This window comes from Pseudomonas sp. JAI111, assembly GCF_024809425.1.
Taxonomy (GTDB): Bacteria; Pseudomonadota; Gammaproteobacteria; order Pseudomonadales; family Pseudomonadaceae; genus Aquipseudomonas.
In genome coordinates this window covers 443,594-458,745 of record NZ_JANUCB010000003.1, presented here as the reverse complement: position 1 = coordinate 458,745, position 15,152 = coordinate 443,594, and the positions used below count along the sequence as shown (strand labels likewise).

10 protein-coding genes are annotated in these 15,152 nt (G+C 61.2%); all 10 read right to left on the bottom strand.

The annotated features are described in order from the left end of the window. Positions 1–107 precede the first annotated feature (107 nt). The 10 genes from HNR03_RS13040 to HNR03_RS12995 are packed head-to-tail and all read right to left on the bottom strand — an operon-like array spanning position 108 to position 15,143. On the bottom strand, positions 108–1,538 hold the full coding sequence (locus HNR03_RS13040; RefSeq protein WP_259154006.1) for a VWA domain-containing protein: 1,431 nt from the start codon (positions 1,536–1,538) through the stop codon (positions 108–110). Between the two features lie 57 nt (positions 1,539–1,595). Beyond that, positions 1,596–2,102, bottom strand: coding sequence for a hypothetical protein (locus HNR03_RS13035; RefSeq protein ID WP_208670893.1), 507 nt, complete (start codon positions 2,100–2,102; stop codon positions 1,596–1,598). Positions 2,103–2,106: 4 nt separating this feature from the next. After that, positions 2,107–2,841, bottom strand: coding sequence for a hypothetical protein (locus tag HNR03_RS13030; protein WP_259154005.1), 735 nt, complete (start codon positions 2,839–2,841; stop codon positions 2,107–2,109). Positions 2,842–2,887: 46 nt separating this feature from the next. After that, a complete protein-coding gene (locus HNR03_RS13025; protein ID WP_259154003.1) occupies positions 2,888–4,432 on the bottom strand; it encodes a formylglycine-generating enzyme family protein in 1,545 nt (514 codons plus the stop codon). Beyond that, positions 4,422–5,645 carry an ABC transporter permease gene (locus tag HNR03_RS13020; RefSeq protein WP_208670896.1) on the bottom strand — a complete coding sequence of 408 codons (1,224 nt, stop codon included), beginning with the start codon at positions 5,643–5,645 and terminating at the stop codon, positions 4,422–4,424. Before HNR03_RS13020 ends, HNR03_RS13025 begins: the two co-directional genes overlap by 11 nt. Further along, a complete protein-coding gene (locus tag HNR03_RS13015; RefSeq protein WP_259153999.1) occupies positions 5,629–6,330 on the bottom strand; it encodes an ABC transporter ATP-binding protein in 702 nt (233 codons plus the stop codon). The genes HNR03_RS13020 and HNR03_RS13015 overlap by 17 nt, the downstream gene beginning before the upstream one ends. A gap of 10 nt (positions 6,331–6,340) precedes the next feature. Next, a complete protein-coding gene (locus HNR03_RS13010; RefSeq protein WP_259153997.1) occupies positions 6,341–8,332 on the bottom strand; it encodes a vWA domain-containing protein in 1,992 nt (663 codons plus the stop codon). Continuing rightward, positions 8,332–9,363: a hypothetical protein gene (locus HNR03_RS13005; protein WP_259153994.1), complete on the bottom strand. Its 1,032-nt coding sequence runs from the start codon at positions 9,361–9,363 to the stop codon at positions 8,332–8,334. The genes HNR03_RS13010 and HNR03_RS13005 overlap by 1 nt, the downstream gene beginning before the upstream one ends. 3 nt (positions 9,364–9,366) lie before the next feature. Beyond that, positions 9,367–12,081 carry a putative virulence factor gene (locus tag HNR03_RS13000; protein ID WP_222589002.1) on the bottom strand — a complete coding sequence of 905 codons (2,715 nt, stop codon included), beginning with the start codon at positions 12,079–12,081 and terminating at the stop codon, positions 9,367–9,369. Then, positions 12,078–15,143, bottom strand: coding sequence for a virulence factor SrfB (locus HNR03_RS12995; protein WP_259153992.1), 3,066 nt, complete (start codon positions 15,141–15,143; stop codon positions 12,078–12,080). Before HNR03_RS12995 ends, HNR03_RS13000 begins: the two co-directional genes overlap by 4 nt. Between the last annotated feature and the right edge of the window lie 9 nt (positions 15,144–15,152).

Here is a 15,152-nt window from a genome sequence, read left to right as displayed (position 1 = left end):
CCTTCGCGAGCAAGCTCGCTCCCACAGGGTTTTGTGTCGATCACAAATCCAGTGTGGGAGCGAGCTTGCTCGCGATGGGGTCACCTCAATTCAGGATAGGCCCACAACTAGTCGCACTTGGCATTACTCGACACTTCCTTCGTCGCCTGTTTCAACTGGCTACCCAGCTCAGCCGCATTGGTGCTGCTGTAAACCCGGCCACCGGTATTTTCAGCGATGCAACGTGACGGGCCACCGGTGCCGATTTTCACCACGTTGACCCGCAGGCGTGGCTGTTCCCTGGCGATGCGACGGGATACCGCGCAGGCGTCTTTATTGCAACCGTCCTCGCCGTCGACGAACATCACGATCACTGCATCGTTATTGCGCCCGTCGACCTTGCTGGCGGCGTAGGCCAGGCTGTCAGCCAGTGGTGTGCCATCGTTGGGAACCAGGCCGCGAATCCCGTTGATCAGCCGCGGGCGGTCGCCAAGCTTGAACACGCCCTGGTCCGGTGTTCTTTCGCAACCGGCGAAGGTGATCAGGCGCGTGTCGATCTTCGGGTCCAGCCCATTGATCATGCCCGCCAGCGATTCCTTGGCGACGTCCATGCGGCTGGGCTTGGCGAAGATCTGCATGGTGCGGTTCGGGTCCAGGTACTTGTTCAGCTCGTTGCCGAAGAACCAGTCCTCGTCGGCTTTCACCGACTTGATGTTCAAATCCATCGAACCCGAGGTGTCCAGTACCACGACAAATTGCGGGGGCACGGCATCAGGCGCTTTTTTGCGGCATGCGTAGTTATCCAGCGTCGGGGCTGGAGGTGGAGGTGGCGGTGGCGGCGCGGCCACGACCGGTTTTGGTGGTGGGACCGGCTTGGGTGGCGGCACTGGTTTTGGTTCGGGCACCGGTTCTGGTTCCGGAGCAGGTTCCGGTTCCACGACAGGCTCGGGAACCGGTTCAGCCGGTTTCTCTACCGGTTTCTCCACAGGCGTCACCACCGGCGCTACCGGTGAAACCACGACAACCGGTTCACGGTGCAGGAACCACCAGAGCCACAGCGCCAGAAGCAACAACAGCAGCGCCAGCAGGGCCGCCGCAATCCACCAGCCACGGCGCGACGGCGGTACGACCGGCACGACAGGAACCACCGGCGGCACGATCGGTTTGGGCGGACGCTGGTTCCAGCGCACCACCAGCGGCTCGCCATTAAGGCTGTAAAGCTTGTCCAGTTCGGGCGTGCCGAGCAGGCTGCGCAGGTCTTGCGCTTCCGTCGCTTGACCGCGTCTTTGCAGTTCGTCCGCCAGCTGTCCTAGGGACGTTTGACGCACTTCATAGGTTTCCAGCAAACGTCGTTGCGCGTCCTCGTTGAGGTCGGCATAGGGCGTGGGTTGACCACCCAGTTCGGTCCACCATTCCAGCACGTCACCGCTGCCCATTCGCGGAATGGCGAAGAGGCTGGCGATGGTCGGCGGAAAGTGTTTCTGGATGAGGGCGACTTTGGCTTGCAGCGCACTCATCCCCTCCGGTGTGGCTTGCGCATCCCTGATGACCCGCTGCATGACGACGATTCCTGAAAAAGGTGCCGGCCTCCCTCGGGAGGCCGGCGGGGTGAAAAGTTACTCTTCGTAACCGAGGCTGAATTGCAGTTGGTTGACCTTTTTCTGCAAGACCTTCAGCTGCTCCTGCTTGGCGGCCAGCGTCGCGGGCGAGGCCTTGGTCGCGGGCGCCGCCTGCGAGGCCTTGAGCTGCTGCTCAAGCCCGGCGATCTGCTTCTGCACCTGGCTTTCATTGGCATGCCGGGCTTTCAGGGAGGACAGCAACTGACTCAGCGACTGGTTCAGCGCCGCCTGGGATTTCTGCTGGCTGGCCAGGTCGGTCTTGGTGCTTAGTTGCTGGGCCTGAATGTTCTCGTAGACCTGGCGGAACATGGCGTTTTCCTGGCGAGAGGCAGACAGGGCCTGTTCTTTCTGCTTGACCTGATCGCTGTAGCCGCCGGAGTAGTCGCAGTTCATTTTGGTCAGCATGCTGCTGTCGCGATTGGTCGCATCGCATTCGCCGGGCTTGGTCGCGCAACCGCTCAAAGCCAGGACGGCGGTGAGGAGCGCCAGTGGTCGTAGCGTCATGTGCTTAGCCCAAGGTGATCGCGGAGCGTTGGGAGTACAGACCGTCGACTTCCTTTTGCAGGGTGGCGACTTTCTGGTTCATTTTCTTAATGTTCATGTCCACCTGCTTGATCTCGGCGCCGGTGGCGCCTTGTGCACGCTCGGCGTCTGCCACTTTGGTGTACTCGGTGACTTTGGTGCGCATGTTGCCGAGGTCTTTGCGCAGGCGCGCGATGTTGGAATCGATCTCGGCGATTTGCACCTGGGCCTTGGCTTTGTCGACTTTCTTGTTGGCGATGTCCTTTTTGATCTGGGCGATCTGCGCCTGGTCGTCATTGATCACTTGCTGAGCGGTCGCAGTACGGGCGATCACGTTCTGGGTGTCTTGTTCGACGTCGCTGTTCATTTTTGCCAAGCGGGTTGAGGTGTCGGCGTATTCGCTGCGACGCTGATCCAGATAGTAGTTCGCGCCCATGGCCACGCCACACGCGGTAATACCGGCGGCGATGGCGCACACACCCTTGTTGTTGCTGTTGGACAGTGCGCAAGCGAGGATGCCGACACCGGCACCGACGGCGCAGGCCTGGTAGCCGGACTTGCTGAAGAACTCAGCGTCCTGGCCCTGGGTCAGGCGGGGGTCGGTTCCGTCGCTGTCGCCGAGCATGGAGCTACCGGTGTTGGCGCAACCAGTCAGCAGCAGGCTGCCGGCGACAACGAAAGCGATTTGTAGCTTGAAGCGAGTCCAAAGGCTGCGCGACATGGTGAGACTCCTTGATGACGGTGTTAACTGTTTTTGTTGAGGTGAGTTATTGAGTGACGGTTTTACAACTGGTCAGCCAGGCGTCCGTGTCGATTTTCTGCTTTTGCAGGAAGGTCTTCTGATTGGCCCAGTGGGTGCGCAAATAGGGTTTGAGTTCTTGCAGCTGTTTGTTGCGGGTGATGATTTCTTCCATCACCGGGACCTGCGCTTCAAGCAGCGGCTGGCCGTACAAGGTCGCCGATTCCACCAGGCTGCTGGCGTAGTAACGGCTGAGTTTATGCAGGCGATCCTTCTGCTCCTCAAGCTTGCCTTTGCGCATGTCGCAGCTAGCGTCTTTTTCAGCGCTTTCGCAATTGAGTTTGTAGTTCTTTTGCAAGAAATCCACGTATTGGCCGTCGTCGAGCATCTTGGTGCACAGGAACGCACCCAGGTTGAGGCTGGCGCGGATCGCCTGATCGCGGGTTTCTTCCTGCTGCTGGTTGCTGGCGCGCAATTGGTTTTCCAGGGCCTGGAGTTTTTCCTTGAGCGCCTTGTCTTCCACGCCCGAGGCCAGCGAGTTCAGGGATTGCACCGTGCCTTTGTCGGCCGATTCGGTTTCCTTGCTGCCGGTGCCGAGTTTTTTCCAGCTGCTTTCGATGCTGGCGACACGCTCGCGAGAAGTCAGGGTCGGTGAGACCAGCACCAGGCGCAGGCCGGTGGTTTTGTTTTTCACCTGACCGTCGGCGTTGTAATACGGCTCTTCCTTGCGCAACGCAGTTCGCAGGTCGGCCTGGGCGGTCAGGTAGTTGCCGCCTCGCACCACATAGCCGCCGGCCTGACCGTGCTGGCGATCAAGTTTGTTCAGGCGAAACGGCTCGAACATCATTTCGTCGACGTTGCCGAGCATGTCATGCAGACCCAACGGATTGGGCTTTTGCAGACCGGACAACTGCACTTTGCCGTTGGACGATTGCGCCCCGGCGAACCACTCATAGGCATTGATGCCCTCAGGCATTGGGTAGTGCGTGTCGCGAAACTCTGCAGCACCGACTTCCAGCCCACCACGTGCGGCGAACTCCCACTCGACTTCAGTCGGCAAGCGCAAGAAGCCCTGCGCGCCGTCTTCCTTGGGCAACTTGTCGGCCGCGTTTTTGCGCAGCCACAGGTTGTACTTGTCGGCGGCTTCGATGGCTTGCACCCAGCTCACGGCCGTCTGCGGCACGCGTAGTTTGGTGGCGGCGGTGGGGCAGGTGGCTTCGGTCAGCGCGGCGTATTGCAGCTGACTCATCTCGTACTTGGCCATCAGGTAATAGCGGGATTTGTCGTTCTTGCCACCCGTAAAGCTACCGGCGATGAACGTCGGTCGAGTCTGTTCGACGTAGCCGTATTCCGCGCCGTCCTGACCAATGTTGATCGGGTAGTCGTCGAGCGGCCCGGCCACCGGGATGAACACCTTGCGAAACACCATCGAGCCTTCGCAGGGCATCGGCAGCACCACATCGGCAGCGTCCGGCATCGGGTTGTAAAACTTCTCTTCCCAGCCCGCCGCCGAGGCGTCGAGCAAATAGCCGAGGCTCAGGGGTAACAGCAAGCCAAAACGTTTATAGCTCACGCAGACTCTCCGCAGGTTGGATGTTGATGGCTCGCAGGGCGCCGATCACGGCCACCAATGCAGCGACCAAAAAAGTCAGGAGCAGGGCGGCAAGGCCATGCCAGACAGTGATGTGGCAAACGAAGGTGCCGGTGGCCTGACTGCTGCCGAGCAAATAGTCGAACAGATGACTGCCGACGGCATAAAACCCCAGTCCGCCAACGTAGCCGGCCAGGCTCAGTGCCAGCGCTTGCAGGACCACGAAACCGCCAACAGCACGACGCTTGAAACCTAACAGACGCAGGACCGCGAGACTTTTGCGTTTGCGGTCGATGTTGGCCAGAAACGCGCCGACCATTGACGCCACGCAGCCAATCAGCGCCGCCATGGCGATCACACCGAAGATCAGCCCCAGCACATGGTTGATGGCTTTGACGTTGTCGATGTCGGCCAACCGGCTCGACGTTTCGATGTGTTGTTCGTTGAGCCAATGCTCCAGCGGTGCGACTTGATCGATGTCACGGGCATAGACGCGAGCGCGGGCATACAGCGGTTGCAGATCGCCCAAAGGCTTGCCGGTTTCGATGCCGAATGCGCTGACCTGATAACCGTCGCGAAAGCGCTCCAGATCCAGCAGCAGCGGCGGGGCGACAAACCCGGCCGCGCGGCCGAAGCGGGCGCCGTCGAGCACCGCCAGTACCGTCAGGGTCATCTCTCCTCGTTCATTGACACCTTCCAGACGACGCAACGCACGCAGTTGCACACTGTCGCCGGCCTTGGCTTGTAAACGTTGCGCGGCGCTGGCGCTGAGGATCACTTGATTACCGACAGGGGTTAGCGACGACAGGTTCAGCTGTGGATCGCCCGGTTCGGTGGCGATGATCTCGGCGCCTTCTACAAACCGTTGCATGCCGATCAGCAGGTCAGCCTGGGTATTGAGCGAGCGCGTCTGGCCGAGGGCAAAACCGGTTTCGGGGCGCAGGCGCAAACGCTCGATCCAGGCCGTGTCGTAGTTGCCGTTGCTGAGCATCTTCACTTCAAGGTTGCGCGGGTCGCGCAGCAGTTCGTCCTGCAACTGGCTGACCACCCCGTGCTTGAGCCCGAACAGCAGCAACAACGGCGCAATCACAGCCACCAGCGACGCGGCGATGCACAGCGACACCTTGCGGTCGTGCCAGAGGTCTTGCAGGGCCAGTGAGACCAGCAGGCGCAGTCGTTCAGTCCATCGGTTCAAACGATGTCTCTCCCTCACGGCTGATCGCACCGAGTCGCGGCAAGCCGAAATCCTTCAGCAAGGCCCAGTCATGGGACACAACAAGCGCGCTCAAACCCATGCTCGACACCAGGCTCAGCAACAACTCGAACAAGCGCCGGGCGCTGTGGGGGTCGAGCGCAGCGGTGGGTTCGTCGGCCAACAGCAACAACGGTTCATGGGCAATTGCCCGCACGCAGGCAACGCGCTGACGCTCGCCGATCGACAAGGCCTGGGGTTTTTTATCCAGCAATCCTTGCAGGCGCAACACGTCAACCGCATGGTCGATGTGCTCGCTCTTTGCCGGCATCCCGAGCAACCGGCGCGGCAGGCTGATGTTGTCCCGTACGCTCAGGAACGGCAGCAAGCCGCCACTCTGCAAAATGAACCCCAAGTGTCGCGAGCGCACGGTCGCCAAGGCTGGCTGGTCGTCGTTGGCTAGCAGTTGGGCGATATCCTGACCCTGCGCCGCGCCCAACCGAAACCGCTCGAGCTCCATCGGCGCCAGCAATAGGCCGATGGCTTCGAGCAACGTGCTTTTGCCGCTGCCGCTCTCGCCGGTAATGGCGAGGATTTCCCCGGCACCGATCTGCAAGTGGGGCAGGCGCACGTGATGGGCCAGCGCGCCTTCACCACGGCGCACCAGCAGGTTCTTGATATCGAGCATCAGCGTCTCGTTAAGGCATCATTTCCAGTGGCACGGGGTACACGTTATCCCGCGCATCGCTGTCCTTGGCTAAAGCCACCCAACGGTCGACGTCAGCGTTGTAACGCTGGTAATGCCGAAGTTTGGTGTTCAGCGTTCGGATGAATTTCTCTTGCGCCAGACCGTCCCAGCTCTTCCAGGTTTCTTCGTCCAGGTTCAGCACTTCGCTCTGATAGGGCAGGTCCTCCAGGTACTCACCGAGCACGCCCATGTCCGCCAGTTTGGCGTTGCTGTTCTGCTTGAGCTGATTCGGATCGGCGCCCATGGTCGCGGCAACCGAACGCAGGCGATCAAACATTTCCGTCGGCGAAATCAGGCCTTCGTTGGCAGCGTCGAGAATTTTCTTCATCACGTCGCTCAGGTCGCTGAGCTGGGACTTGGTCAGCAGCACCCGCACGTCGGTGGTGGGGATGTTCTGCTTGATCAGGTCACGGTCGGTGATCCACGCCTTGAACACTGGCGGCGCCTTGCTGTTGGTCTTCTCACCGAGATAGGCCAGTTGCATGGCGTGGCCGATCAGGGCCGCGTCCTCAAGCATTTTCTTCTCGGCCGGGTCCTGCTTGGCGTTCGCGGCGCTGCCGATGGCGTCTTCACCCATGTAGGCGGCTTTCACCTGGGAGGTGATCGCGGTGGCCAAGGCGTCGACCTTGTGCCCGAACTCCTGAACGTCACCGGCGTTCACCGGGTAATACAGCGAGGTGTTGGTGCCTGGGTAGGTCGACAGGTTCCGGTACTGCGCCTCGGCCTTGGCGTGATCCTTGACCCCGGCTGGGGTTTTCAGGTGCAGCGTGTAGATCGCCACGCCCGGATTGGCCGCTTCGAGGCGAACCTGCGAGGCGCTCAAACCGGTCTTCGACAATTTGTCGTCGCCTTCGATGGCGCCTGCGTCGGTGATCAGCACCACGTAGCGTGCGCCGAACTGGCTCCAGTCGACCTTGTCGATGCTCTCCATGACACCGGCAAAGGCGTCTTCATCGAAGCTGCTGCTGGAGACTTTGGCCTGCTTGAGGTCGGCGACCTTGGCGAGGAAGTCGGCGCTGTCTTTCACCTTGGTAGGGTCGGCGTACATCTTGGTGGTGTATTCGAGCCCCGGCACCGCTTGGGTGTTGGAGCGGAAAGCGACCATGCCGAACTTGACCTGCTTGCCGAGGTTCTGCGCTTCGATCTGCTGATAAACCTTGCGGATCGCCTCGCGGGTGCGGTCGATGTACGGGTCCATCGAAATCGTCGAGTCGATGACAAACACCACCGCCGCACTGAATTCTTTCAGTTGGTTGGACGTTTTGTCCGCTGCTGCCTTGCCGCCGGCCGCGATGTTTGCCGCACCGCCCGTGGCATTCTTGTCATCCGGCTTGCTGACTGACGCGACGTTGAGCAGGCGCGTGCGGAAACCGCTTTCGGTCATGACTTCTTCGCCACTGAGCACCGGCAGCAGGTAGAACTGCTTTTGCAGGTCGACAAAGTATTCAGGTTCTTCAGCCAGTACGCCCGGTGCTTTTTGGCCTTTTTTCAGTGTGGCCCGCAGTGGCGCGACTTTGCTGACCGGGTCCGGCGCATCAAGGATGCCTTCGACGGTGGCGCGGTCCTTGAAAAACAGCAGCCGGTCGCGGTTGGCCGGGTTCGTGAAGGCCAGCGTCAGCTGCATTTTCCAGTCGGTGGTGCAGCCGGCGGGCAACCAGCCAATGGTTTTGCCATAACTGTCGGGGCCGACTTTCAGCCATTCCGCGTTGTTCGCTTGGGCGCGTTCGTACACATAAAAGCGGCTGAACACCGGCTGTTCGTCACCGGCGGCACCGCCCGCCGTCGGGCTGATCTTGCAGCCGGGGGTAGTCAGCACGCGCTGGAACAAGGTTTTTTTACCAGCCTGGATCAGCGGTTTGTCATCGGCCTGGGACAGCGGGCTGATGCACAGCGCCAACAGGGCGGCGCCGCTCAACAGGAATCGACTCAGGGGAGAACGCATCACTTCTGCAACTCCTCGAAACGCTGCTTGGCTTCGGTGTTGTTCGGGTCCTGGGTGAGGATGGTTTCGTACCAATAGGCGGCGGTGGCGTTGTCGGCAGTCGGGAAGCACTCGCTGGCCTTCAGGTATTTAGGGTCGTATTCGCGGGCATAAGCGTTGGCGATCAGCGCGTCACCGGCCTGGGCACGGTTGGCGTACAGCCGTTGGGCGACGCCGCAGTGTTTGCCGGCCTTGGCCTGGTTGATGATCTCCAGCAACTTGGCACTGTCGGGCGCCGCCTTGATGCAGGTCTGGACGAAGGTCAATTCAGGCAGGCTGTTCATGCTCTCCACGGTACAGGCTTGAGCATCAGCGCCGGCCGGTGCGGCGGCAGGGTTGGCGGCCACCGGGGCAGGCGCCGGGGTGCGTTTGTAGAACCAGAATCCGCCACCCGCAGCCAGCAACAACAGCACGACAATCAGCAGGCCGATCAGGCCTTTGTTGCTTTTCTTCACCGGACGGGGAGGTGGTGCGTAGTCGGGCTCGTGGGGCACTGACTCCAGCTCCACTTCGGGCTCGGCGGAGGACAGGACCAGCTCAGGCAGCTCCGGGATTTCCAGGATTTCCGGTGCCGGTGCACTCGGCGCGGTCAGTTCGGCGCCGCCATACGTCGAGCGCGTCTGACCGCCGGCCGTGGACGGCAACACGCCAACGCCTGGGCGAACCACGCCTTTGTCGGCGTGGCCGTGGCTCTGCTCGCGCAGTTCAATCTGGAATTGCGAGTTGGCGCCACCTTCGAGCAGCGGGTCGACCACGTCCGGGCCGACCTGCGCTTCCAGGCCATCGCCGCTGGCCGTGACGTTGAAACGCGAGACCTTGAACCAGAATGGATTGTTGCTCCAGGCCTTGTGGTCCTGGAGGTAAAAACCGTCCTGGTTACGCTGAATGGAAAACTCCAGCTGTTCCTCGCCACCCTGCCACTTCTTCACAGTAAGGCGGGCCTTGCCAGGCACATTGGGCTCTAACGCGAGCAGGTCGACACGAATTGGCATTACTTATCTCGCTGCGAAGGCTGTGAGCACTTTGCCCAGCCGTTCGTTCTGTTCAGGGGTGATTTCACGTCCGGCACCATGGCCGGCATTGTCCTGCGTGATATAGGCCAGGCCCGAGAGCCAGTCGCCGAGGTAGCGCTGCGCCTGGTTCGCCGGCTGTGCTGGCAGCACGGGCACTTGTCCCGGACCAACGTCGGTGTAGAACGAGAACAGCGGCGCCTTGGCACCGGCGCGGCTGTTCGGGCGCTCGTTCACCGGTTTCTGCAGGTAGCCGAACCAGGACACGAAATCACGCAGCACACGTTGCACTTCGAATACCTGACGCTCGACCAGTTGATCGCGCCGCGCGCCACTTTGTGCACGCTTGAGGACGGCGCGGCTCAGTTGCCCCGGCAAGTCCTGGCGATAGCCGGCGGTGATCAGTTCGTCGACCACCGCTTCGAGCAAGGCCTTTTCCAGACCGAGCAGATTGAGCAGGCTTTGGCGGGTGGTCAGTTCACGCAAATGCGCGATCCAGGCCTTGAAGGCGGCTTTGGCGAAACGGTGCTCGTTGCTTTGCAGCTCGGGCGCCAGGGCGCCGGCGTTGTTGTTGCTGACCGGTGCTGCAGGGCTTGTGTCATCACCGAAATCGAAATCAAACCCGGCGTCGTTGCCGTACAGGCTCTGGCTCGGTGTCGGGGCGACAGGTTCATCGTTCGCGGCCGGCTCGTCATCGGTTTCATACACACCGCTGAGGTACAGGTCGCGCACCTCTTCGCTCGGCATGTCGAGTTGATCGATCAGCTCGCCGAGCACTGCCGGGCGACGGCCGAGGCCGGTCAGAATCATTTGTGCCTGGGCTTTCTTCGCGGCGGCGGCACCATCGGCGTCGGCGTGGTACCAGGTGCTCAGGCCGTGAGTGGTCAGGCCTTCGAGGCATTCGCTCAATTGCTCGCGGATGCGTTGCAACTTGAATTCAATGTTGGCCACGCCCTTGAAGCTGCTGCTGAAGTGGCTGATGCCACCGTCATCGTTGCGCAGCATTTCTTTCCAGGCATTGGCGGGACTGTTGATGTGTTTGCGCACCAGTTCGTTGTCAGCAAAGCTCGCGCCCAAAGCGTCGACACGATCCTGATAGCTGGCATTGAGGCCGGTTTCGGCGCCGCTTTCATCTTGTACGATGAACGCCGCGTCCATCCGCGGTTTGCGCACCAGGAAGGTGTTCTGGAACGGTGTGCCGGCCCAATCGTTCATCCAGCTCAGGCTGCCGAAGCGCTCGAGCATGGTCAGCTTGACCATGCCGTTCCAGCTCTCGTCGTACTGATCAGGGGTCAGACTCAGCGAGTTGGTGATGCGCAGGTCGAGCATGGTCAGCGCCCAGATCAGGCCGGTGTCGCGTTTGCTGCGAGCGGCGGCATCGGCGCCTTGAGTCTTCTCGATCCAGCGCGTCAGTACCGGGCCGACATCATTGACGTCGCTCTGCTTGGTCGAGCCGGTGCAGACCACCAGCGCGTTCATTTCCTGATTATCGGTGTAGCGTTCGAACAGGTAAGCAACTTTGCCACGCAGAATCAGCTGCGAGACGGAGTTGTCCTTGGTGCTGGATTCCGGGTCGCGGGAGTCGGCGATCTCGTGCAGCTTCTTGCGTCCGCGATAACCGGGGAAGTCCAGCAAGTCGACCTGGTTGACGATGTCGTCCGCCGGAGCCTCGATCAGGCCGAAGGTCATCTCGGCGGTCAGTGCCGCCAGTTGCGCGACCGGGATGCCCTGACTGTTTTGCAGGCGACCATCGACCTGGGGACGCACGTCTATCGGCAAGTCCTGCGGACTGCCGAAGCGCTCGAGGATGTCGACGTTCATGATGCTGTCGCGCTGGCTGTAGGTGTCGTTTTCGAAACTCACCAAGGCGTGCAGCGGGGCGAACACGGTTTCGGGCAGACCCAGCCTGTGCAGCGCACCGGCCAGTTGCTGGTACACACGCGTCAGCTCGCTTTGCTCACCCCAAAGGATCGAAAACAGCTCGGCGCGTTCCTGGAAGTTCAGGCGCGGCGCCAATTGCAACGCCGTCGGCCAATACAGGTGCTCAAGCTTTTTCACCGAGTTGCGGAAGTTATCCCGCAGGTAATCCCACAGCGACACCAGGTCGTCGGCACTGACGCCCGGTTGCAACGGTCCGGTCTCGCGTCCTTCGAACGGTTTCAGTACGCGCTGGATGCGCTCTTCGTCGATCTCGTAGGAAATCCGTTCAAGGTCGAAATCCTTGAACCAGGAGTTGGCGAGAATCTTCGCCAGCTCGATTTCCTTGAACAGCGTCAGCTCGACCGGGAACTGCGGATCCTGGCTCGGCGTGGCGCGACGACTGAACCGCGTCACCAGGCCGGTGGCTTCCTTGCCACCACCCACCGGGTTGATGTGCTTGATGAAGTCCAGGCGCTGGCCACCGAAATCGGTTTCCAGTTTGCCGTTCTGACCGGCCGCCAGCGCCGAAATCAGGTAGGACTTACCGGCCTGGGACAAGCCGAAAAAGCCGATAGTCATCGGCGTGCAGGCCACGCGACCCAGGCTGTGAGCCAGGTTGCGGGCACGATGCAGGCGGATGTTCAGGTTGTCGGCTTCGCTGTCCAGGCGCGGCGCGTTGCCGCGCGTCTGGGCAATCCAGTCCAGCGCCTGACCGGCGCCTTCATAAACAGCGGCCCAACTGGCAGAGAGCTGAGTTTGATCGGGGGTCAGGTCATTCATTTGCGTTTCACACTTCCACTGTCGAGCCAGTACTTGGTCTCGCTCAGGCCGGCGTCGAGCATGGTGTTGAGTTCCAGCTCGAGGTCGCTGCGCGGGTTGAAGTTGACGTTGTTACAGTTGGATTCGATGTTGCGAACCGAGAGGCGGTCGCTGACCAGATCCTGCTTGCGGGTGTACTTGTCCGCCGGCTTGACCTCGAACCGTACCTTGAGCAACGGCGCACTGCCGTTTTCACCGATCGCCCGGGAAAACTTCTCCCGACCGGCCTTGGTGAACCGCAAGGTGTACAGCGGCGAGGCGGCCCAGCGGTCAGCGGCCAGTTGGCGGAAACCGAGGCGCAGATCGCCGCGCATTTCCAGTTGTGGCGTGTCGGCGGCTTCACCCACGCCGATTTCCGGCAGCTTGATTTTGTAGTCTTCGGACTGGATGTCGCGGTACAGCACGTCGGCATCCTTGATCACGTTGTTCAGGTCGATCACGCCGATGTTCTTGACCGTCGAATACGGCTTGAGCGCCGACGCACGGAAGTAGAAGTTCGGCACGCTATGGTTGGCACAGAGCAGGCAGAGCATCGCGCCGACTGACGCGGTGCTTTTCGGGTCATCGATCCGGCCGTTCTTGTGGAACGGATACCAGCCGCCGGTGCGGTAGTTTTGCAGCGCCAGAATGCGGCCCGGTGGCAGCGGCAGCACCTTGCGAATGAACGCCTGGATGCCGGGCAGGCGCGAAGGGCGGCCAGTCAGTAGCAGGACGTCGCACGGGTAATGCGCGACCACTTCGCATAGCGCACCGAGAATCTTGGTGATGTTGATCTGGTCGTTGAGGAACGCGGCGTGGAGCTTCTGCAGGTCGAAGCTGATCGGCGCGGCATACAGGTCGAAACCGTTCTGACCACCGACATCGCGGCGCACGGCGGCGTTGACGTAGTCGAGCACGGTCTGGCTGATCGCGTTGTCACCGAGCAACTGGCGATAGCTTTGCGGGGTGACTTCTTGCGGGACCTGCGGATCGTAGTGCTCGTACGCCTTGAGCAGCGCCAGGCCAAGCGGGACGAACACCTGCAGGTTCAATTGCTGGCGCAGGATCATGTCCTGGGCGCTGACCGATTCGTCGCCGCACAGCCGCGACATCAGCGAATCCGGGGCTTTCACGCCGGCGTTCTGCAAGGCTTTTTCGAAGCTCGGCAGGATGAAGTCCTGAATAACGTCCAGCAGGATGTCATCACCGGCCACTTTGAAGCCATCGCGAAAACGCTGCTCGGGCACGATGTGCACGTTGCTGCCGCTGCCGGTGTTGCCGGCGCGGTCGAGGCGGTAGTCGGTGATCACCAGGTCGGTAGTACCGCCGCCGATGTCGATGGTCGCCAGGGTGATGCGTTCGCGATCGACCTTGTCAGGCCGGGCGATGGTGTCGAAAAACTCTTCCGGGTGACCGGCGAAATTCTCGTTGACCTCGGTGTACAGGTACACCAACTGGCCACACGAGGCCTCGTCCCATTCCACGCGGATGCTGGGGATCGGCGTGCGCGGGCTGACGGCCTGATCCAAATGAGGGTCTTCCTCGCCGGTATGCCAGCCGAGGCTTTTCCACACCAGGCCGATGGCTTGCAGCATGCGTTCGTTGAGAATGCTGCGCTCGGCCTGGGGCATGCCCGGCGGCACGGTCAGGGTGATGCTGTTGAGCTGGCGCGGCACACGGGTATGCCCCTGGCGCGAGCGCTGGGCCGGGCTGTTGATTTGCGAGAGCGCCTGGGCCAGCACTTCGGCGAGCATGAAGGTCATCAGCGAGCTGCGCGAATAACGCGGCATGAACACCGGCAGACGATCGTCTTCTTCGAGGCTGTAAAGCGCCTCGCCGGTTTCGTTGATCAGGTGCGAGAACGGCGCGGCGGTGGCGTACGGTTCACTGTCGGTCTTGATGTACGAGCAGTTGAAGCGCCAGCCGTGGCCGTAGGCGTTTTCATCCCACAAGTAACGTTTCGGACTGGAGAGGCCGGTGGAGCCTTCGGTGCCGCGACGACGGCTGGCCAGACGGCTGGCCTCGTTGCCGACCCGGGCGATCGTCGCCCACTGGAAGGCATCGTGCCGGCCGCTCTTGACCGAGCAATGGTCCTTGCCGAAATACGCCTGGGCGAATTCGACGCGGCTTTCGAACGGCAGGTTGTAGGTGTGCTCAGGGGTGATCAGGTCGCGCAGTTCCAGCACGTAATTCTGCTTCAGCCCGGAGCCGGCCTGACCGTGGTTCTCGATCAGAATGCCGCAGGTGCGCGAGTTGCCGACGTCCAGCACCAGGTCCACCGGAATCGGTTTGACCAAGCCGTTGCTGTCGTTGGCGACCACTTTCAGCTCGGGTATTTCAACTTTTGCACGGACCGTCGATTGCTGGGCGGCTGACGGTGTGCTCAACAGGCTGAGCAAATTGAGGTAGTGCGCCAGGTGATAGTTGGCGCGGATATCGTTGTCCAGTTCTGCGCGCGAACGGTGGGCATTGCCCTCGTTGAAGACTTCCAGCAGCCATTCGTTGACCCACGGCTGGGCCAGGAACCAACGGGTCTCGCTGGCCTTGGTCGCCAGTTTGAAGGACACGCCAGAGCTGATGTCTTCTTCGTTTGGCGCCAGGTAAGCAGTGCCGTCACGCTTGGGCATCGCACGGCTGTCGAACGCCATCGTCAGACGGTGGGTGTTGCCGTCAATGTCGGGTGTCGCCAGTTTCACCAGGCGCATGCGCGACCAGTTGGTCGGACCTTCATCGAAGCGATGGGGCGGCATGAAGCGGAAAAACGGGGTCGGCAGCCAGACACCATCGAGCAGCTCGAGGCTGCTTTTCATGTCGACGCTGAACGCAGGTTTGGCCTTCTCGACCTTTTCCGGCTCCGGCTCGTAGAAAAAGAAGTCTTTCTCTTCGTTGTACGACAGGCGGCAGATCAACCCGCTGATCATCGGCGCGAACTCGCCCGCCGGTTCTTTGCGAGGATCCAGGCGCAGGGCGAAATCCATGAACTGAATGCCGGTATCGCTGACCAGCGTGACGGTGTCTTCGAATTGAGTGACTTCAGGCAACATGTCGGGTTA

Bases quoted from the DNA above. Each gene is read 5' to 3' on its own strand.
- HNR03_RS13030 (WP_259154005.1), bottom strand. From the start codon at position 2,841: ATGTCGCGCAGCCTTTGGACTCGCTTCAAGCTACAAATCGCTTTCGTT.
- HNR03_RS13015 (WP_259153999.1), bottom strand. From the start codon at position 6,330: ATGCTCGATATCAAGAACCTGCTGGTGCGCCGTGGTGAAGGCGCGCTG.
- HNR03_RS12995 (WP_259153992.1), bottom strand. From the start codon at position 15,143: ATGTTGCCTGAAGTCACTCAATTCGAAGACACCGTCACGCTGGTCAGC.
- HNR03_RS13035 (WP_208670893.1), bottom strand. From the start codon at position 2,102: ATGACGCTACGACCACTGGCGCTCCTCACCGCCGTCCTGGCTTTGAGC.
- HNR03_RS13040 (WP_259154006.1), bottom strand. From the start codon at position 1,538: ATGCAGCGGGTCATCAGGGATGCGCAAGCCACACCGGAGGGGATGAGT.
- HNR03_RS13000 (WP_222589002.1), bottom strand. From the start codon at position 12,081: ATGAATGACCTGACCCCCGATCAAACTCAGCTCTCTGCCAGTTGGGCC.
- HNR03_RS13010 (WP_259153997.1), bottom strand. From the start codon at position 8,332: ATGCGTTCTCCCCTGAGTCGATTCCTGTTGAGCGGCGCCGCCCTGTTG.
- HNR03_RS13005 (WP_259153994.1), bottom strand. From the start codon at position 9,363: ATGCCAATTCGTGTCGACCTGCTCGCGTTAGAGCCCAATGTGCCTGGC.